We start from the raw sequence: 18,349 nt of genomic DNA, 5'->3' as shown, positions 1-18,349 counted from the left end.
CGGAGCGGCGGTCAAAGGTCAAGTGACCGCCGTCGAGCTCGCCGGGATCACCAAGCGTTTCCCGGGCGTCGTGGCCAACCACGACATCCATCTCACCGTCCGCAAGGGCACCGTCCACGCCCTCGTCGGTGAGAACGGCGCCGGCAAGTCGACGCTGATGAAGATCCTCTACGGCATGCAGAAGCCGGACGAGGGCACCATCGCGATCGACGGTGAGCCGGTCACCTTCTCCTCCCCGGCCGACGCCATCGTCCGCGGCATCGGCATGGTCCACCAGCACTTCATGCTGGCCGACAACCTCACGGTGCTCGAGAACGTGGTGCTGGGCAGCGAGAAGCTCCACGGCATCGGCGCCAAGGCCCGCCGCAAGATCAAGGAGATCTCCGAGCGCTACGGCCTCGGCGTGCGACCCGACGTCCTCGTCGAGGAACTCGGCGTCGCCGCCCGCCAGCGCGTGGAGATCCTCAAGGTTCTCTACCGCGGCGCCCGCACGCTGATCCTGGACGAGCCGACGGCCGTGCTGGTGCCCCAGGAGGTGGACGCGCTCTTCGACAACCTCCGCGAGCTCAGGGCCGAGGGCCTGTCGGTCATCTTCATCTCCCACAAGCTGGGCGAGGTCCTCTCCGTCGCCGACGAGATCACCGTCATCCGCCGCGGCACGACCGTCGGCACCGCGGTCCCCGCCGAGACCACCCCGCGTCAGCTCGCCGAGATGATGGTCGGCAGCGAGCTCCCCACCCCCGAGACCGCCGAGTCGACCGTCACCGACCGCCCGGTCATCACCGTCGACAAACTGCGTCTGGAGGCGTTCGGCGGCAAGGCCCTCCTCGACGACATCAGCTTCACGATCCACGCGGGCGAGGTCCTGGGCATCGCCGGTGTCGAGGGCAACGGCCAGACCGAGCTGGTCGACGCGCTCATCGGCCTCAAGGGCGCCGACTCCGGCACGATCTCGCTGATCGACGAGGACATGACCGGCTGGCCCACCCGCAAGCGCCGCGAGCAGGGCATCGGCTACATCCCCGAGGACCGCCACCGCCACGGCCTGCTCCTGGAGGCCCCCCTCTGGGAGAACCGCATCCTCGGCCACGTCACCGAGAAGCCCAACGCCAAGGGCATCTGGCTGGACCCCAAAGCGGCCCAGGAGGACACCCGCCGGATCGTCGCCGACTACGACGTGCGCACCCCCGGCATCGACGTCACCGCCGCCTCCCTGTCGGGCGGCAACCAGCAGAAGCTGATCGTCGGCCGCGAGATGAGCAGCAAGCCGCGCTTCCTGATCGCCGCCCACCCCACCCGGGGTGTGGACGTCGGCGCGCAGGCCGCGATCTGGGACCACATCCGCGAGGCCCGCCGCGAGGGCCTGGCCGTGCTGCTGATCTCCGCCGACCTCGACGAGCTGATCGGCCTGTCCGACACCCTCCGCGTGATCTACAACGGCAAACTGGTCGCCGACGCCGACCCGGCCACCATCACCCCGGAGGAGCTCGGCTCGGCCATGACCGGTGCCGTCACAGGGCACCTCGAACACGAAGAAGCCCCCGAGACCCCGGCAGACACCCCCGAGACCCCCGAGATCCGCAAGTCTCCCGAGTCTCCGGAAGACGAGGCCCGCTGATGAAGAAGTTCGACAAGGAGCGCGTGCTCCTCGCGCTGGCCGGACCGGTCATCGCGCTCGCCGTGGCCTTCGTGCTGAGCGCGATCGTGCTGATCGCCTCCGGCAAGAACCCGGTCGAGCCCTTCTCGATCATGTTCGAGCAGGCCTCGTTCTCCGACGTCCAGGTCCGCATCATCAACCAGGCGTCGATGTACTACATCGCGGCGCTCGCGGTGGCCATCGGCTTCCGGATGAACCTGTTCAACATCGGCGTCGACGGCCAGTACCAGCTCGCCGCCATGATGGCCGCGATCGTCGGCGCCCACGCGAACCTGCCGGCCGTCCTGCAGATCCCGCTGCTGCTCCTCACCGCGGTACTCACCGGCGCCTTCTGGTCCGGCATCGCCGGTGTCCTCAAGGTCACCCGCGGGGTCAGCGAGGTCGTCGCGACGATCATGCTCAACGCCATCGCGGTCTCCGTGATCGCCTACCTGTGGCTTCCGAACGTCTTCGGCGTCAAGGTCGGCAACAACAACACCACCGGCGAGATGCACGAGTCGGGCTGGGTGCCCGGCATCGACATGGGCGCGGCCGGCGAGATCTACGGTCTGGTGGTCCTCGCCGCCCTGCTCGGCGTCGGCTACTGGGTCGTCCTCAACCGCACCCGCTTCGGCTTCGACCTGCGCGCCTCCGGCGCCTCGGAGTCGGCGGCGGCGGCCAGCGGCGTCGACCCCAAGCGCATGGTGCTGACCGCGATGCTCATCTCCGGTGGTCTGGCCGGTCTCGCGGGCCTGCCGATCCTGCTCGGCGACTCGCACACCTACAACCTCAACTTCCCCACCGGCATCGGCTTCCTCGGCATCGGCATCGCCCTGCTCGGCCGTAACAACCCCACCGGTATCGCCTTCGCCGCCCTGCTGTGGGCCTGGCTCGACAAGGCCTCGCCCGAGCTGGACTTCCACGACTACGACAAGGAGATCGCGGTCATCATGCAGGGCCTGATCGTGCTCTCGGTCGTCGTCTCCTACGAGGCCGTACGCGAGTGGGGCCTGCGCCGCCAGCAGCGCCGGGTCGGCGCGGAACTCGCCGCCGGAAACGTCCTCGGCGCCGACAACAACGTGAAGAAGGAGGTGGCGGGCCGATGACCACCGTGACCGACCTCAACCAGCCCACGCTGCAGCCCACGGCGCCGACAGGGCGCCGCATGTCATGGCCCGTCCTGCTGCTGGTCATCGCCGGCGCCCTGGCGCTGACGTCGATCGTCCGCATCATCACCGGCGCCGACGGCATCACCAACGTCAGCCAGATGTCCACCGCGCTCCAGCTCGCCGTCCCGATCGGCCTCGCCGGCCTCGGCGGTCTGTGGGCCGAGCGCGCGGGCGTCGTCAACATCGGCCTCGAGGGCATGATGATCCTCGGCACCTGGTTCGGTGCCTGGGCCGGCTTCCAGTGGGGCCCGTGGACGGGCGTCCTGGTCGGCATCCTCGGCGGCGCGATCGGCGGCCTGCTGCACGCGATCGTCACCGTCTCCTTCAACGTCAACCACATCGTCTCCGGTGTGGCCATCAACATCCTCGCCCTCGGCGCCACCCGCTACCTCGCCCCGCTCGCCTTCGAGGGCCACACGGGCGGCTCGGCCAAGCAGTCCCCGCCGGTGGAGTCCCTCGGCAACTTCACGGTGCCCTGGCTGTCGGACGCGCTGACCGACCTGAACGCCAAGGGCTGGTTCTTCATCTCCGACATCGCCGGTCTGCTCGGCGGTCTGATCACCAACGTGTCCTGGCTGACCCTGATCGCCATCGCGCTGATCCCCGGCACCTGGTGGATCCTGTGGCGCACCGCGTTCGGTCTGCGGCTGCGGTCCTGCGGCGAGAACCCGATCGCGGCCGAGTCGCTCGGCGTGAACGTCTACAAGTACAAGTACGTGGCCGTGATCATCTCCGGCGGACTGGCCGGCCTGGGCGGTGTCTTTCTCTCCATCGTCGCCAACCCCTTCTACCTGGAGGGCCAGACCAGCGGCCGCGGCTACATCGGTCTCGCCGCGATGATCTTCGGCAACTGGATGCCGGGCGGACTCGCCATCGGCGCGGGCCTGTTCGGCTACACCGACAGCCTCAACCTGCGCGGCGGCTCCGAGAACGTCCACGCGCTGCTGCTGCTCGGGGCGCTGCTGCTGATCATCGGCTCCATCTGGCTGGCGTTCCGGAAGAAGTACACCTCGTCCGCGATCACCCTGCTCGTCGGCGGTCTGGTGCTCGCCTGGTACCTGGGCACCAACGAGGTCCCGAACCAGGTCGTGTCCGCCACGCCGTACGTCATCACGCTCGTCGTCCTCGCCCTGTCGGCCCAGCGCCTCAGGATGCCGAAGGCGGACGGCATGCCGTACCGGAAGGGACAGGGCAAGTGACCGACGTCGACTGGGACACGCTGCGGGCGGTGGCCCGGGACGCCATGTCGCGGGCGTACGCCCCGTACTCCGGCTACCCGGTCGGCGTGGCGGCCCTGGTCGACGACGGGCGTACGGTCTCCGGCTGCAACGTCGAGAACGCCTCGTACGGCCTCGGCCTGTGCGCCGAGTGCGGGCTCGTCTCGGAGCTGCACAACACCGGCGGCGGCCGCCTCACGCACTTCACCTGCGTCGACGGCAACGGCGCGATCCTCGTCCCGTGCGGCCGCTGCCGGCAGCTGCTGTACGAGTTCGGCGGTCCCGACCTGCTGCTGGAGACCCCGGAGGGCATCCTGCCGCTGTCGAAGATGCTGCCGCAGGCCTTCGGGCCGGGGCATCTCACCAAGTAATTCCCGTGCGGCCCCTGCGAGTTCCGGCTTCGGCCACTCGGGGGGCCGCGCGGTTTCCGCATGCTTTTCACAAGGAAGGCCACGCCATGGCCATGGACGCCATCTCCGTCATCCGCACCAAGCGGGAGCGCGGTGAGCTCAGCGACCAGCAGATCGACTGGGTCATCGACGCGTACACCCGCGGGGAGGTCGCCGACGAGCAGATGTCCGCGCTCGCGATGGCCATCCTGCTCAACGGCATGAACCGCCGCGAGATCGCCCGCTGGACGGCCGCGATGATCGCCTCCGGTGAGCGCATGGACTTCTCGTCCCTGTCCCGGCCGACGGCGGACAAGCACTCCACGGGCGGCGTCGGCGACAAGATCACCCTGCCGCTCGCCCCGCTGGTCGCGGCCTGCGGCGCGGCCGTCCCGCAGCTGTCGGGCCGCGGCCTCGGCCACACCGGCGGCACCCTGGACAAGCTGGAGTCGATCCCCGGCTGGCGGGCCCTGCTCTCCAACGAGGAGATGCTGTCCGTGCTGGACGGCACCGGCGCGGTGATCTGCGCGGCGGGCGACGGCCTGGCCCCTGCCGACAAGAAGCTCTACGCCCTGCGGGACGTGACCGGCACGGTGGAGGCGATCCCGCTGATCGCCTCCTCGATCATGTCGAAGAAGATCGCCGAGGGCACCGGCTCCCTGGTCCTGGACGTGAAGGTGGGCACCGGCGCCTTCATGAAGACCATCGAGGACGCGCGCGAACTGGCCTCCACGATGGTGGGCCTGGGCACGGACCACGGGGTGAAGACGGTCGCGTTGCTCACGGACATGTCCACCCCCCTGGGCCTGACGGCGGGCAACGCGCTGGAGGTCCGCGAGTCGGTGGAGGTCCTGGCGGGCGGCGGCCCGGCGGACGTCGTCGAGCTGACCATCGCCCTGGCCCGCGAGATGCTCGACGCGGCCGGCGTGAAGGACGCGGACCCGGCGAAGGCCCTCGCCGACGGCTCGGCCATGGACGTCTGGCGCCGCATGATCGCGGCCCAGGGCGGCGACCCGGACGCGGAACTGCCGGTGGCCCGCGAGCAGCACGTGATCAAGGCCCCGTCCTCGGGCGTCCTGACCCGTCTCGACGCCTACGGCATCGGCGTCGCCGCCTGGCGCCTGGGCGCCGGCCGCGCCCGCAAGGAGGACCCGGTGCAGGCGGGCGCGGGCGTCGAGCTGCACGCCAAGCCCGGCGACCCGGTGGCGGAGGGCCAGCCCCTGCTGACCCTGCACACGGACACCCCCGAGCGCTTCGCGTACGCCCTCGAGTCGGTGGAGGGTGCGTACGACATCGCGGCGGCGGGCACCGAATTCACGGCGTCGCCCGTGGTGCTGGAGCGGATCGCCTGAGCGGATCGCCTGAGCGGGGGAGGACCGGGCCGGGGGCCGGGGCTGTCGAAGCCCCGGCCCCTTTGCCGGTCCGTCCGGGGCGCTGCTCCGGGCTCAGCCGAGCAGGGCCGCGACCACGACCAGCACCGGCACGGACAGCACCGTCGACACCAGGATCGAGTCCCGGGCCAGTCGCTCGCCCACGCCGTAGCTGGAGGCGTAGGTGAAGAGGTTCTGCGCCGCCGGGAGCGCCGAGGTCACCACCACGTCGAGCAGAGGCGCCCCGCGCAGCCCGAACACCCCCACCGCCAGCGCCCAGGCCACCGTCGGCTGCCCCACCGTCTTCAACGCGACCGAGAGCAGCACGAGCGGGCGGTCCGGGCCCCGGCCCGGCATCGCGCTGCCGCACAGGGAGATGCCGAAGGCGAGCAGGACCGCCGGGACGGACATGTTGCCGATCAGGGTGACGGGGTCCATGACGAAGGACGGGATGCCGATACCGGATGCCGAGACCGCCACTCCGGCCAGCGACCCCACCGCGATCGGATTGCGCAGCGGTGTGAGCAGCCGGTGCCACAGCGGGCCCTTCTCGCCGTCCCTGCCCGACAGGTCCAGGACCGTCAGCGCGACCGGCGTCAGGAGGAGCAGCTGGAACAGCAGGACCGGTGCCACCAGGGAGGCGTCGCCGAGCACGTACACGGCGATCGGGATGCCGAGGTTGCCCGAGTTGACGTAGCCGGAGCACAGGGCGCCGATCGTCGTACGGCCGACTCCCCAGCCGCGTACGACACCCACCGCGACGAAGACGCCCGCCGCGGCAGCCGTGCTCAGCGCGGTCACGAGCAGGCGGCTGGAGAAGATCATGGAGAGGTCGGTGGGAGCCAGCGTGGTGAACAGCAGAGCGGGTGTGGCCACGTGGAACGCGAGCTTGGTCAGGACGTCACGGCCGTGTTCACCGAGGTGACCGCCCCGCCCGAGCGCATAGCCGACGCCGATGACGACGGCGATGACCGCGAAGCCGGTCAGCACCCCCTGCACGGAGCCTCCTCGGAGGTGAGGAAGGCGTGCGGTCTCCGGGGCGGCGCCGATATGTGGGGCATACAGGCAACCCTCCGGGGAAGGAGGGCGGCGGGTCAATGTGATCCCGGTCGGCGGACAGCAGGGGAAGACGCCGGTCGCGATGAGTTACGCCCGCCCCGTCGGTCTACCGCTCGTGGACGCCATGACACCCGCAGTACTCGTGCTGACCGGCCCCGTCACCAGGGACGAGGTGACCGGGCTATGCGACGAGGTGCGTGCGCTGCTGGAGGCCGGTGAGGCCAGGACCGTGGTGTGCGACGTCGGAGGACTCGGGCCGCCGGGGCTCGGCACCGTCGACCTGCTGGCGCGCCTGGAGCTCGCCGCCCGGCGGGCCGGGGGCCGGATCAGGCTGCGGGACCCGGACCCGGGCCTACCCGCCCTGCTCGACCTGGTCGGCCTCCGCTTCGAGACGGAGGGGCAGCCCGAACAGCGGGAACCAGCGCTGCGTGTCGAGGAAGCAGTGGAACCCGGTGATCTCACCCTCTGAGATTTCGAGGACCTGCACGGCCCACGGGACGAAGCCGCCCTTGTCCGGGTCCGGCTTGTACTGGGCGAAGCCCGGCAGTCCGTTGACCTGGACCGGCACCAGACGCGAGCCCGCGCAGGGGGCGCCGAGCGTCGTCATGAAGCCGGTGATGTCCGAAGGGCCGGTCAGCCACAGGTCGAACGGCGGCATCGTCATGACGGCGTCCTCGTGCAGCAGGGCCGTCAGAGCGGTCATGTCATAGCCCTCGAACGCCGCCACATAGCGGTCCAGGAGCTTTTGCTGCTCGTCGTTCAGCGGGTCGGACACGGCCGCGTCCGCGCCGCGCTGCTCCCGCTCGGCGAGCGTCGCCCGGGCCCGCTGCAGTGCGCTGTTGACCGACGCGACCGAGGTGTCCAGCAGCTCGGCGACCTCGCTCGCCTTCCACGCCAGCACCTCGCGCAGGATCAGCACCGCGCGCTGCTTGGCCGGGAGCTGCTGGAGGGCGGCCATGAAGGCGAGCCGCACGGACTCCTTGGCGACGGCCGCCTCCGCCGGGTCCTCGGTCGTGGGCAGTACGCGTGCGTCCGGCATCGGCTCCAGCCAGGTGTTGTCCGGGCGGGGGGACAGGGCGGCCCGGGCGAGAGGGGTGGACTCCGTGAGATCCATCGGCCTCGCGCGCTTGTTGCCGGCCGTCAGCATGTCCAGGCACACGTTCGTCGCGATGCGGTACAGCCAGGAACGGAGGCTGGAGCGGCCCTCGAACTTGTCGTAACTCCGCCAGGCCCGGACCATCGTGTCCTGCACCGCGTCCTCGGCCTCGAAGGAGGAGCCGAGCATGCGATAGCAGTACCCCGTCAGCTCGGTCCGGTGTTTCTCCAGCCTGACGTCAAGATCCGTCGTCACCGTGTCACTCATGGTCCACCCACCCCTGTGGCGTTCCTGTCGCGCGCCTTTGCGCCCAGCACTTCGGAAGCTACCGCAGGCCACTGACAATGGCCTGGGCAGTGGGGAAAAGTGCAGGTCGGGGGTCCGGGGGCGGAGCCCCCCGGTACGGCGCCGTCAGTTGACCGGCACTGCCACCCGCCGCGCGGCGACCCGCGCCGCCCGCGACCCGAACACCGTGATCGTCACGACGCCGAGCACCGCCAGCAGGCCGACGCCCACCGTCCCGGCCCAGCCGCCCGCGTGGAAGGCGACCGCGCCGACCGTACTGCCCGCGCTGGAGCCGACGTAGTAGGACGACTGGTAGAGGGCCGAGGCCTGCGCCCGCCCCTTCGTCGCCGTCTTGCTGACCGCCGACGACGCGACCGCGTGCCCCGCGAAGAAGCCCGCCGTGATCAGCACCAGTCCCAGCAGGACCAGCGGAAGGGAGTCGGCCAGGGACAGCACCAGACCCGCGGTCGTCGTACCGCCCGCCGCGTACAGCGCGCCCCGGCGGCCGAGGCGTCCGACCAGCCGCCCGGCCGTGGACGCCGACGCCGTGCCCACCAGGTAGACCAGGAAGATCGACCCGATGATGCCCTGGGGCAGGCCGAACGGCGCCTCCGTCAGCCGGTACCCGATCACCGTGTAGACGCCGCCGAACACCGTCATGAACAGTGCGCCGATCGCGTACAGCCGGCGCAGCAGCGGGTCGGAGAGGTGGTCGCGGACCGTGCGGGCCAGTACCCGGGGCCGCAGCGAGCCGGGCACGAAGTTCTTCGGCGCCGGCAGCAGCAGCCGGAAGGCCACCGCGCAGCCGACCGCGATCACGCCGATCACGCCGACCGCGACGCGCCAGCCCCACTCCTGCGCGACCCAGCCGGTGACGACCCGGCCGCTCATTCCGCCGACGCTGTTGCCCGCGACGAACAGGCCGATCGCGGTGATCAGCGCCTTGGGCGTGACCTCCTCCGCGAGGTAGGCCGTCGCCGAGGCCGGCAGACCCGCCAGTGCCGCGCCCTGCACCGCCCGCAGCACGATGAGCGAGGTCAGCGAGGGCGCGAAGGGGACCAGGAGGCCGACGGTCACCGCGACCGCCAGCGAGGCGGTCATCACCGTACGCCGGCCGAACCGTTCCGACAGGGCGCTCATCGGCAGGACGAACAGCGCCAGTCCGCCGGTCGCGGCCGCCACCGTCCAGCTCGCCTCGCTCGCCGCCACCCCGAAGTCGCCGGAGATCAGCGGCAGCAGGGCCTGGGTGGAGTAGAGAAGGGCGAAGGTCGCCACGCCGGCGAGGAAGAGGGCAAAGCTCATCCGGCGGTAACCGGGACCGCCCGGGGCCACACGGGAATCGACGACAGGGGCTGGAGCAGCGGCGCCCACGACGGTGGACGCCCCGGTACTGGCGGGAGACATGCCTCGAAACTATGTACGCTCCCGGTCATCCGTCCAATGCATGGAATCGGCATAATCGTTCCCATGGAGCATCAGCAGAGGTCACAGGCGCGTCTGTCACCATCCAGTGACACAGAAGACATGGTGATGTTGCTGGCCCCGCGCCTCGCGTACTTCGCCGGCGTCGCCCGCACCGAGCACGTCACCCGCGCCGCCCAGGAGATGCAGGTCCCGCAGTCCACCCTGTCGCGAGCCATGGTCCGGCTCGAACAGGACCTGGGCGTCGACCTGTTCGCCCGCCGCGGCCGCACGGTCTCCCTCACTCCCGCCGGACGCACCTTCCTCGGCTCCGTCGAGCGCGCCCTCGCCGAGATCGAGCGTGCCGCCGACGAGGTCCGCGCCGACGCCGACCCGGCCACCGGCAAGGTCGCCTTCGGCTTCCTGCACACCATGGGCGCCGAGACCGTGCCGGGCCTGCTGCAGGCCTTCCGCGCCGACCATCCCCGCGTCCGCTTCAGCCTCGTCCAGAACTACGGCGAGGCGATGATCGAGCGGCTGCGCGCGGGCGAGCTGGACCTGTGCCTGACCTCTCCGGTCCCGGACGCCCCCGACCTCGTCGCCCGCCGCCTCGACGAGCAGAAGCTCCGCCTGGTCGTCCCCGCCGACCACCGCCTCGCCGCCCGCCGGCGTATCCGCCTGGCCGAGGCCGCCGACGAAACCTTCGTCACCCTCGAACCCGGCTACGGCCTGCGCCGCATCACCGACGACCTCTGCCAGGAGGCGGGCTTCAAGCCGCGGGTCGCGTTCGAGGGCGAGGAGGCGGAAACGCTGAGGGGTCTGGTGGCGGCGGGCCTGGGAGTAGCCCTCCTCCCCCCACCCGTCTTCCCTCGCCCGGGGGTCGTGGAACTGACGGTCACGGCCCCGAGGGCGGCCAGAGAAATCGGCGTGGCCTGGCTGGACGGCCACCCGGACACGCCGCCGGTGGCCGCCTTCAAGAAGTTCCTGCTCTCCAAACGAGGCAATCTGCTGCCAACCTGAGGGGCGGGGCTGTGTCGACATGCGCTCCGCCGCGTGGGCGCGATCAACCCCCACAACCCGCACATCCCCACCGAACCCAAGCCTCAACGGCGCAGGGACCGCCCGAAGCCGGAGGCGAGCGGCATCCGCAACCCCAACGGGGGCGGCGCCGCCAGCGCATCGCGGACCGGCCGCGACAGCGCCCGCCCGAACAGCATCCCCATCACGAAGTCCTCGGTCAGCGCGTGGACTTCGTCCCGGTGCTGGTGCAAGCCGTGCCCGTCGGAGTGCACTTCGAACCGGCACACATCCCGGTTGGCCTTCTTCGCCCGTGCCGCCAGCCGGAACGACAACTCCGGATCCGTCCGTTCGTCGTTCGTGCCGTGCACGATCAGCACCTGGCGTCCCACGAGCTGCTTCACCGGTTCGGGTGGAGCGGCCATGTCCTCCTCGGGCAGCCAGGGGGCGAGTGCCACCACGGAGTTGACGGCCTCGTGCCCGCTCGCGTGCAGCGCCGCGCGCCCGCCCATGTCGACGCCGACGAGGCAGACGGAGACGTCGCCGTAGCGCCGTACGACCTCCTCGACCGCCCAGGACGTGTCGCGCGCCGGATGGGCCTCGCTGCCGTTCCAGCCGCGATAGCGGTAGTGGACGACATGCGTGACCAGGCCGTCGTCACGCCCCGTACGCGCGAGCCGGCGGCCCAACGTGCGCACGGACGCGGTCGCCAACAGGGGGGACGGTCTGCGGCCGGAGACCTCGTCGCCGCCGGGGAGCAGCAGCACCACCCCGCTCACCGCCGTCGGCTCCGGTCCCAGTGCCCGCCCGAGCCGGGCCGTACGAACCGGCGTCGCTTGCTGTGCCATGACAGAACAGTGTCAGAAGCGCGGGTGTACGCCACTAGTACGTGCGGTCACCGTTACGTATCGACGATTTCGTACACCGATCTACGCGCGTAGGCGTTAGAGTGCGGAAATGACGAGCCAGACTGCCCCGAAAGGAACCACCCCGAGCTCGGACCAGATCCGCCGGGCGCCCAAGGTTCTGCTGCACGACCACCTCGACGGCGGGCTGCGCCCCGGCACGATCGTCGAACTCGCCCGGGAGACCGGGTACTCCCACCTCCCCGAGAACGACCCCGGCAAGCTCGGCGTCTGGTTCCGCGAGGCCGCCGACTCCGGTTCCCTGGAGCGGTACCTGGAGACCTTCTCGCACACCGTCGGCGTGATGCAGACCCGGGACGCGCTCGTCCGGGTCGCCGCCGAGTGCGCCGAGGACCTCGCCGAGGACGGGGTGGTGTACGCGGAGGTGCGGTACGCCCCCGAGCAGCACCTGGAAGGCGGCCTGAGCCTCGAAGAGGTCGTCGAGGCCGTCAACGAGGGCTTCCGGGAAGGCGAACGCCGCGCCCGTGCCGGCGGCCACCGCATCCGCGTCGGCGCCCTGCTCACCGCCATGCGGCACGCGGCCCGTGCCCTGGAGATCGCCGAACTCGCCAACCGGTACCGGGATCTGGGCGTGGTCGGCTTCGACATCGCGGGCGCCGAGGCCGGGTTCCCGCCCACCCGGCACCTCGACGCCTTCGAGTACCTCAAGCGCGAGAACAACCACTTCACCATCCACGCCGGCGAGGCCTTCGGACTGCCGTCCATCTGGCAGGCCCTGCAGTGGTGCGGCGCCGACCGGCTCGGCCACGGCGTGCGCATCATCGACGACATCCAGGTCCAGGAGGACGGCTCGGTCCAGCTCGGGCGGCTCGCCTCCTACGTACGGGACAAGCGGATCCCCCTGGAGCTGTGCCCCAGCTCCAACCTCCAGACCGGGGCCGCGGCCTCGTACGCCGAGCACCCGATCGGACTGCTGCGCCGGCTGCACTTCCGGGCGACCGTGAACACGGACAACCGCCTGATGTCCGGCACCAGCATGAGCCGGGAATTCGAGCATCTTGTCGAGGCGTTCGGTTACACACTCGAAGACATGCAGTGGTTCTCCGTCAATGCGATGAAATCAGCGTTCATTCCATTCGATGAACGACTCGCGATGATCAATGACGTGGTCAAGCCCGGATATGCCGAGCTGAAGTCCGAATGGCTGTTCCAGCAGACCGCCTCCACCAGCGGTTCTGTGGGTGCGGAGGGCTGACCGGGAAAATCCGGTGACCCGGAATGCGGGCGGGCTTTCACCATCCGTCCGCCTTTCGATGTTTGCGGAGGGCCGTGTGGCGTGTTTACGGTCGTGAACCGCTCACATCACCGTCATCCCATTCAAGGACGCGTTTACATGAAGCAGTCTGCTGCCAAGACCCTCGGTGTCGCCGCCCTCGGTGCCGCCTTCGCCGCCGCCGGTGCGGGCTCCGCGAACGCCGCCCCGGCCGTCCCGGACGCCACCGAGGCGCTGGGCGGCGTCACCCAGACGCTGCCGGCCGAAGGCATCACCAAGTCGTTGCCGGGGACCGGTGAGGCGCTGTCCCAGGCGCAGCCGGCGCTCGCCACCAGCCTGGCCGCGGCGCAGCCGGTCGCGCAGCGGGTGCTTACCCAGGGCCCGACCGCGCCGGCCGCCGGTCTGCTCGGCGGCCTGCCGGTCGGTGGCGCCGGGCTGCCCACGCAGGGCCTGCCGGTGAACGGGATCCCGCTCGGCTGATCGCACCGCCTCCGAACGCGCCGGTGGGGCGCACCCTTGGACACGGGGTGCGCCCCACCGGCGTGCGCGTATCCGCGCTCACCAGGCCGTGCGCGCGGCCTTGTTCTCCGACGGGAACAGGATCCAGAGCGCGGCGTAGAGCAGGAACTGCGGGCCGGGCAGCAGGCACGAGATGAGGAAGATCACGCGCATCGTGGTGGCGGAGGTGCCGAAGCGCTGCGCCAGCGCGGCACACACTCCGCCGATCATGCGGCCGTTGGTGGGGCGGGCGAGGCGGTTCATTGCGGCTCTCCTTTGATCGGGTCGTTCCCCTACGGGCGCCTCAGCGTCCCTGCGTCGGCTGGTCGCTCCGTCCATCTGCCTTCCAAGCTACGGGCACGAAGCGGACGAAGCGTCGCTCTACGGTGCGATCCCGACCCTGGGAATCGTCGGGGTCCGACCCTGAGGAGCGTCCTCCTGGCGGAGCGGGCGGCTGCCGACGTGCTCGGTCCTGCGGCGGAACCAGGCGCGGGCCGCGGGCACGAGCGCCGCGTGGGTGAGGGCGACGCCCGCCGTGTTCAGGAGCAGCGAGTCGATGTCGACGACCTGTCCGGGCACCGCGGTCTGGAGCAGTTCGATGCCCAGCGAGATCAGGGCGCCGGCGGCCATCGTCCGGAGCAGTGAGGCGAGCGGCGAGACCGTGAGCCTGCCGTGCGCCATCGGGAGCAGCACGCCCAGCGGGGCCAGCAGCGCGAGCCCTTCGCCGATGCGCCGGGCGCCCTCCTGCCAGCCGAGCGCCGCATCCGCCCGTATACCGGCCAGCGGATGCAGATTGGGTGGCATCACCCAGGGGACGTCCAGCGGTCGCAGCGTGAACCAGGCGACGAACACGAGGTGTGCGACGAGGAGGACGCCTCCCGTCACACGGATGCGAATCGCGGCACTGCCGCCGATGGAGCCTTGACGCTGCACGCCCCCCTAGACGCGGCCTCCGGCACGAACGGTTCCGGGACACCCAGAGGTACGTGCGTGAGGCTTGCGCCACACGCTTCTCTTTTTGGGGCTCGGTTCGCCTCCGGGGCGCCTCCGCCGGTGTCGGGAGCGCGACCGTGCTCAGCCCTTCGGGCCTCCGCGCGCTCACACTCCCGACACCGGCGCGCCCCTTCGGCTCACGCGCCGGCGTCAGCCGCCCGTCACCTCGGCCGACGGCGGCTCCTTGCTGCCCGGGCGGGAGCGGACCTCGTCGGTGCACTCGTAGCGGCGCAGCGGCGCGCTGTCGGGGCCGCCGAGGATGACGGAGCCGTCGCCCTCCGCGGCCGCCGAGTCGGAGAAGGTGCAGACGAGCTGGGCGAGGGAGTAGGAGGTCAGGTCGCCGGGCGGGGCGCTCAGGCGCAGGGCGTCCTCGGGGTCCGTGGGGCGCGGTCCGCTCACCGCCATGCCGCCGCGCACGTCGGTGGTGTACCCGGCCTCCTTCTCCGCGGCCGACGGCGTCGCGGCGAGTTCGTCCAGCAGCCCCTGCGCGACCAGCACCCGCCGCCTGGAGTCGGCCGCACCGTCCGGCACGCGCACGGTCCGGTCGACGGTCACCAATGACGAACCGCACAGCAGGAACACCTGCACCGGCAGCCCGCCCGAGGCCTGCGTGGAGACGTCCGGCTCGGACAGGGAGCAGCGCACCCGGGAGGGCGCGGGGCCGAAGTCGGTGGGCACCTCGGTGGCCCGGATGCCGCAGCCGGCGAGGAGCAGGGCGAGCGCGGGGAGCGCCAGCAGACGTCGTACGTTCATCAGGCGTCCCCCTGGCCCTTCTCACCTTCGTCGGCCTCTTCGGTGAGCGGCGACGAGTCCCGCGGCAGCCGCAGCGTGAACACCGCACCGCCCTCGGCGGAGTTGGCGGCCGTGATCTCGCCGCCGTGGATGTGGGCGTTCTCCAGGGCGATGGACAGGCCCAGGCCGCTGCCCTCGGAGCGCGGCCGGGAGGCGCTGGCCTTGTAGAACCGGTCGAAGACGTGCGGCAGGACGTCCTCGGGGATGCCCGGTCCGTGGTCCCGCACCTCGATGACGACCTCCTCGTCGGCCGCCCGCACGGCGACCCGCACCGGCGACCCCCCGTGCTTGAGCGCGTTGCCGATCAGGTTCGCCATGATCACGTCCAGGCGGCGCGGGTCGAGACGGGCGTGGATGCCCCGCTCGGCGTCCAGCTCCACCGCGTCCAGCCAGGCCCGCGCGTCGATGCAGGCGGTGATCTGGTCGACGACGTCCACGTCGTCGACGACCAGCCGCGCCGTACCGGCGTCGAAGCGGGTGACCTCCATGAGGTTCTCCACGAGGTCGTTGAGCCGCCGTGTCTCGCTGACCACGAGCCGTACCGCCGGATCGACCATGGGATCGATCCCGCCCGACTCCAGCTCCTCCTCCAGCACCTCCGACACGGCGGTGATGGCGGTCAGCGGCGTACGCAGCTCGTGCGACATGTCCGCCACGAACCGCCGGGACGCGTCCTCCCGCGCGGCCATGTCGTCCACCCGTTTCTCCAGCGCCGCGGCCGCGTTGTTGAACGTCCGTGACAGATCGGCGAGTTCGTCGGTCCCGGACACCCGCAGCCGTGTGTCCAGCTTCCCCTCCCCGAGCCGCCGGGCGGCGACCCCGAGCCGGTGCACCGGCTTCAGCACGGTCGTGGCGGCGGCCTGCGCGAGCAGCGCGGAGCCGATCAACGCCAGGCCGGTGGCGATCCCGAGCGACCAGGCAAGGGAGTTGAGGTCCTTGGCCTCCGGCTCCAGCGACTTGAGCATGTAACCGGTCGGCCCGCCGCCGATCACCTTCGTACCGGCCACCAGATAGGGGGTTCCGTCGCTGACTATCCGCTGCCAGTACAGGTGGTACGCGTACTTGTTGGTCGAGTTGACCTTCTGCTCCCTGTTCACCGCCTCGCGCAGGGAGGCGGGCACGTCCTGGAGCGAGAAGCCGTCCAGCGCGCCGGAGTTGCCGTACACCGTCGTGCCGCCCTCGTCCTGGGCGACCAGCAGGACGCTGAAGCGCTGGCTGCTGTTCGCCATCTGCCCCGCGGTGTGCTGCAGTTCGTCCTGGGTGGGGGTCTGAGGCAGCGAGCCCGCGCGGTTCTGCATCTCCTGCTCGAAGTCGCGCAGCACCGCGTCCTGGGTGCGTGTGAGCACCGCCTCGCGGTTGAGCCAGTAGGCGATGCCGGACGCGGACACGGCGGCGGTCAGCGCCACCAGACCGAACACGACGACCAGCCGCAGCCGCAGACTGGTGAAACGCAGCCGTGACCAGGTTCCCTTGCGAGCCGCGGCCCAGCCGCGGACCCCCCCTTGCGCTTCGGTCACTGAGGACTGTCCAGCCGATAACCCACGCCACGCACGGTACGGATCAGCGTCGGGGACGACGGCACGTCCTCGACCTTGGCGCGCAGCCGCTGCACACAGGCGTCCACCAGCCGCGAGTCACCGAGATAGTCGTGCTCCCACACCAGGCGCAGCAACTGCTGACGCGACAGGGCCTGCCCGGGCCGCCGGCTCAGTTCGAGCAGCAGCCTGAGCTCGGTCGGGGTGAGCTGGAGGTCCTCGCCGTCCTTGGTCACGGTCATGGCCGCGCGGTCGATGACCAGCGAACCGAACGTGGCCGCGTCGTTCGCCTCCCGCTCACCGCGCCGCAGCACGGCCCGGATCCGGGCGTCGAGGACACGCCCCTGCACAGGCTTGACGACATAGTCGTCGGCACCGGACTCCAGTCCGACCACCACGTCGATGTCGTCACTGCGCGCGGTCAGCAGGATGATCGGCAACTGGTCCGTGCGCCGGATGCGCCGGCACACCTCGAACCCGTCGATACCGGGCAGCATCACGTCCAGCACGATCAGATCAGGCCGCTGCTCGCGCAGCAGCTGCAGGCCGTCCTCGCCGGTGGCAGCGGTGGCAACCCGGTGTCCCTGGCGCGTCAGAGACAGCTCCAGGGCCGTACGGATGGCGTCGTCGTCCTCGATCAGCAACAGGGAAGGCACGGGGGTCATTCTGACCCATGGGGGGCCGGGGCTGCGACACCTGTATGGCTCAGGCCTGAACCTGTATTTCTACGCACCGGTAGCGCTCTTGTCTGTGTGGGGACTGTGCCGCGTCCAGGAGCGGCATCCGAGGGGGGCCCTGTGACAGGTCTGTGACAGTCGGCGGACACGGCCATGAAGTGGTCCGGGCAAGCTTCTCGGCACAGGCAAGGAAGCAAGGCGAAACACCGGAAGTCCACGACGGGGGGCGCGAGATGAACACGCTGCACGGCAACGGCACGAGCGCAGTGATCACGCGTCTGCACGACGTGAACGGGGGCCGGGGTTCCGAGAAGTCCGGTGCCGATGGGGGCCCCTCCCGCGCGAGCGTAGTCGAGCGTGGGGGAGGGCGGGGGTGCGCTCGCGGCACCGGGCGTCAGCACACCGGATACATGACGGTGGTTGACGGTTTCACGGGGGAAGCACACGGGGGAAGCGCGTACAGGGAGGACACGGGGGAGCGTCGTTCGCTGTCGGAGGCGGAGTTCACCGCCTACGTCCAGGAGCGCCGCGCCTCCCTGTACGCAACCGCCTATCACCTCACCGGCGACCGCTTCGAGGCCGAGGACCTGCTGCAGAGCGCGCTGTTCTCGACGTACCGGGCGTGGGAGCGGATCAGTGACAAGGCCGCGGTCGGGGGCTACCTCCGCCGCACCATGACCAACCTGCACATCAGCGCGTGGCGCCGCCGCAAGCTGAACGAGTACCCGACCGAGGAACTGCCGGAGACGCCCGGCGACACGGACGCGATGCGCGGCACGGAACTGCGCGCGGTCCTGTGGCAGGCGCTCGCCCGGCTGCCCGAACTCCAGCGCACCATGCTGGTCCTGCGCTACTACGAGGGCCGCACGGACCCGGAGATCGCGGAGATCCTCGACATCAGTGTCGGCACGGTGAAGTCCAGCATCTGGCGGTCGCTCCGCCGGCTGCGCGAGGACGAGGTCCTCAGCTTCGGCCGTGACGAGGAAAGCGCCTTCGGGGAGCTCGTCGCCTGAAGGTCGGGGGGAAGCAAGTAACGGGGGAGCAGTAACGGGGGAGGGGCCGACGGGGGTCACGGG

At 70.8% G+C, this 18,349-nt stretch carries 19 protein-coding genes; 10 read left to right on the top strand and 9 right to left on the bottom strand.

What is annotated here, in order from left to right; all coding sequences use genetic code 11:
- The first annotated feature begins 22 nt into the window (after positions 1-22).
- From KUM49_RS12525 to KUM49_RS12505, 5 genes are all read left to right on the top strand, one after another.
- Entirely contained in the window at positions 23-1,618 is a 1,596-nt protein-coding gene (locus KUM49_RS12525; RefSeq protein ID WP_217236861.1) for an ABC transporter ATP-binding protein, read from the top strand.
- Entirely contained in the window at positions 1,618-2,742 is a 1,125-nt protein-coding gene (locus KUM49_RS12520) for an ABC transporter permease (protein WP_217236860.1), read from the top strand. Before KUM49_RS12525 ends, KUM49_RS12520 begins: the two co-directional genes overlap by 1 nt.
- Entirely contained in the window at positions 2,739-4,004 is a 1,266-nt protein-coding gene (locus tag KUM49_RS12515) for an ABC transporter permease (protein WP_217236859.1), read from the top strand. The genes KUM49_RS12520 and KUM49_RS12515 overlap by 4 nt, the downstream gene beginning before the upstream one ends.
- Positions 4,001-4,393, top strand: a complete 393-nt coding sequence (locus KUM49_RS12510; protein WP_217236858.1) for a cytidine deaminase — start codon at positions 4,001-4,003, stop codon at positions 4,391-4,393. Before KUM49_RS12515 ends, KUM49_RS12510 begins: the two co-directional genes overlap by 4 nt.
- 92 nt (positions 4,394-4,485) lie before the next feature.
- Complete coding sequence (locus KUM49_RS12505; protein WP_217236882.1) at positions 4,486-5,763, top strand: thymidine phosphorylase; 1,278 nt, start codon at positions 4,486-4,488, stop codon at positions 5,761-5,763.
- A gap of 93 nt (positions 5,764-5,856) precedes the next feature.
- Here KUM49_RS12505 and KUM49_RS12500 read toward each other — a convergent pair whose 3' ends face one another.
- Entirely contained in the window at positions 5,857-6,780 is a 924-nt protein-coding gene (locus KUM49_RS12500; protein WP_217236857.1) for an AEC family transporter, read from the bottom strand.
- A gap of 142 nt (positions 6,781-6,922) precedes the next feature.
- Here KUM49_RS12500 and KUM49_RS12495 point away from each other — a divergent pair, with 142 nt between their 5' ends.
- Positions 6,923-7,309: an STAS domain-containing protein gene (locus tag KUM49_RS12495; RefSeq protein WP_217236881.1), complete on the top strand. Its 387-nt coding sequence runs from the start codon at positions 6,923-6,925 to the stop codon at positions 7,307-7,309.
- Here the strand turns inward: KUM49_RS12495 and KUM49_RS12490 are convergent.
- Together KUM49_RS12490 and KUM49_RS12485 are read right to left on the bottom strand one after the other, a co-directional pair.
- On the bottom strand, positions 7,193-8,203 hold the full coding sequence (locus KUM49_RS12490; protein WP_217236856.1) for a sigma-70 family RNA polymerase sigma factor: 1,011 nt from the start codon (positions 8,201-8,203) through the stop codon (positions 7,193-7,195). The genes KUM49_RS12495 and KUM49_RS12490 overlap by 117 nt on opposite strands.
- 144 nt (positions 8,204-8,347) lie before the next feature.
- Positions 8,348-9,625 (bottom strand): MFS transporter, encoded by a 1,278-nt coding sequence (locus tag KUM49_RS12485; RefSeq protein ID WP_217236855.1) that lies wholly within the window; start codon positions 9,623-9,625, stop codon positions 8,348-8,350.
- 63 nt (positions 9,626-9,688) lie between these two features.
- On the opposite strand from KUM49_RS12485, the gene KUM49_RS12480 reads away from it, so the two are divergent.
- Positions 9,689-10,642: a LysR family transcriptional regulator gene (locus tag KUM49_RS12480; RefSeq protein WP_217236854.1), complete on the top strand. Its 954-nt coding sequence runs from the start codon at positions 9,689-9,691 to the stop codon at positions 10,640-10,642.
- Between the two features lie 83 nt (positions 10,643-10,725).
- On the opposite strand, the gene KUM49_RS12475 is transcribed toward KUM49_RS12480, so the two are convergent.
- Entirely contained in the window at positions 10,726-11,487 is a 762-nt protein-coding gene (locus tag KUM49_RS12475; protein WP_217236853.1) for a prolyl oligopeptidase family serine peptidase, read from the bottom strand.
- Positions 11,488-11,596: 109 nt separating this feature from the next.
- Here KUM49_RS12475 and KUM49_RS12470 point away from each other — a divergent pair, with 109 nt between their 5' ends.
- Positions 11,597-12,760, top strand: a complete 1,164-nt coding sequence (locus tag KUM49_RS12470) for an adenosine deaminase (protein ID WP_217236852.1) — start codon at positions 11,597-11,599, stop codon at positions 12,758-12,760.
- A gap of 138 nt (positions 12,761-12,898) precedes the next feature.
- Positions 12,899-13,258: an ATP-binding protein gene (locus tag KUM49_RS12465; protein WP_217236851.1), complete on the top strand. Its 360-nt coding sequence runs from the start codon at positions 12,899-12,901 to the stop codon at positions 13,256-13,258.
- 78 nt (positions 13,259-13,336) lie between these two features.
- Here the strand turns inward: KUM49_RS12465 and KUM49_RS12460 are convergent, their stop codons facing one another.
- From KUM49_RS12460 to afsQ1, 5 genes are all read right to left on the bottom strand, one after another.
- A complete protein-coding gene (locus KUM49_RS12460; protein WP_217236850.1) occupies positions 13,337-13,540 on the bottom strand; it encodes a PspC domain-containing protein in 204 nt (67 codons plus the stop codon).
- A 117-nt stretch (positions 13,541-13,657) separates the two neighbouring features.
- A complete protein-coding gene (locus tag KUM49_RS12455) occupies positions 13,658-14,209 on the bottom strand; it encodes a VanZ family protein (protein ID WP_217236849.1) in 552 nt (183 codons plus the stop codon).
- A 210-nt stretch (positions 14,210-14,419) separates the two neighbouring features.
- Positions 14,420-15,022, bottom strand: a complete 603-nt coding sequence (locus tag KUM49_RS12450; protein WP_217236848.1) for a hypothetical protein — start codon at positions 15,020-15,022, stop codon at positions 14,420-14,422.
- Entirely contained in the window at positions 15,022-16,578 is a 1,557-nt protein-coding gene (locus tag KUM49_RS12445; protein WP_217236847.1) for a HAMP domain-containing sensor histidine kinase, read from the bottom strand. Before KUM49_RS12445 ends, KUM49_RS12450 begins: the two co-directional genes overlap by 1 nt.
- Positions 16,575-17,252, bottom strand: a complete 678-nt coding sequence (afsQ1, locus tag KUM49_RS12440; protein WP_217236846.1) for a two-component system response regulator AfsQ1 — start codon at positions 17,250-17,252, stop codon at positions 16,575-16,577. The genes KUM49_RS12445 and afsQ1 overlap by 4 nt, the downstream gene beginning before the upstream one ends.
- A 254-nt stretch (positions 17,253-17,506) precedes the next feature.
- Here afsQ1 and KUM49_RS12435 point away from each other — a divergent pair, with 254 nt between their 5' ends.
- Positions 17,507-18,286 carry a SigE family RNA polymerase sigma factor gene (locus KUM49_RS12435; protein ID WP_217236845.1) on the top strand — a complete coding sequence of 260 codons (780 nt, stop codon included), beginning with the start codon at positions 17,507-17,509 and terminating at the stop codon, positions 18,284-18,286.
- The last annotated feature ends 63 nt before the right edge of the window (positions 18,287-18,349 follow it).

This window comes from Streptomyces sp. AC555_RSS877 (genome assembly GCF_019049245.1).
Taxonomy (GTDB): Bacteria; Actinomycetota; Actinomycetes; order Streptomycetales; family Streptomycetaceae; genus Streptomyces.
Note: the sequence above shows the minus strand (reverse complement) of the source record. Positions and strands in the feature narration are given on the sequence as shown.

Coding starts and splice junctions, on each gene's coding strand:
- KUM49_RS12520 (WP_217236860.1), top strand. CDS start 1,618: ATGAAGAAGTTCGACAAGGAGCGCGTGCTCCTCGCGCTGGCCGGACCG.
- KUM49_RS12515 (WP_217236859.1), top strand. CDS start 2,739: ATGACCACCGTGACCGACCTCAACCAGCCCACGCTGCAGCCCACGGCG.
- KUM49_RS12505 (WP_217236882.1), top strand. CDS start 4,486: ATGGACGCCATCTCCGTCATCCGCACCAAGCGGGAGCGCGGTGAGCTC.
- KUM49_RS12495 (WP_217236881.1), top strand. CDS start 6,923: ATGAGTTACGCCCGCCCCGTCGGTCTACCGCTCGTGGACGCCATGACA.
- KUM49_RS12490 (WP_217236856.1), bottom strand. CDS start 8,203: ATGAGTGACACGGTGACGACGGATCTTGACGTCAGGCTGGAGAAACAC.
- KUM49_RS12485 (WP_217236855.1), bottom strand. CDS start 9,625: ATGTCTCCCGCCAGTACCGGGGCGTCCACCGTCGTGGGCGCCGCTGCT.
- KUM49_RS12480 (WP_217236854.1), top strand. CDS start 9,689: ATGGAGCATCAGCAGAGGTCACAGGCGCGTCTGTCACCATCCAGTGAC.
- KUM49_RS12475 (WP_217236853.1), bottom strand. CDS start 11,487: ATGGCACAGCAAGCGACGCCGGTTCGTACGGCCCGGCTCGGGCGGGCA.
- KUM49_RS12470 (WP_217236852.1), top strand. CDS start 11,597: ATGACGAGCCAGACTGCCCCGAAAGGAACCACCCCGAGCTCGGACCAG.
- KUM49_RS12465 (WP_217236851.1), top strand. CDS start 12,899: ATGAAGCAGTCTGCTGCCAAGACCCTCGGTGTCGCCGCCCTCGGTGCC.
- KUM49_RS12460 (WP_217236850.1), bottom strand. CDS start 13,540: ATGAACCGCCTCGCCCGCCCCACCAACGGCCGCATGATCGGCGGAGTG.
- KUM49_RS12450 (WP_217236848.1), bottom strand. CDS start 15,022: ATGAACGTACGACGTCTGCTGGCGCTCCCCGCGCTCGCCCTGCTCCTC.
- KUM49_RS12435 (WP_217236845.1), top strand. CDS start 17,507: ATGAACACGCTGCACGGCAACGGCACGAGCGCAGTGATCACGCGTCTG.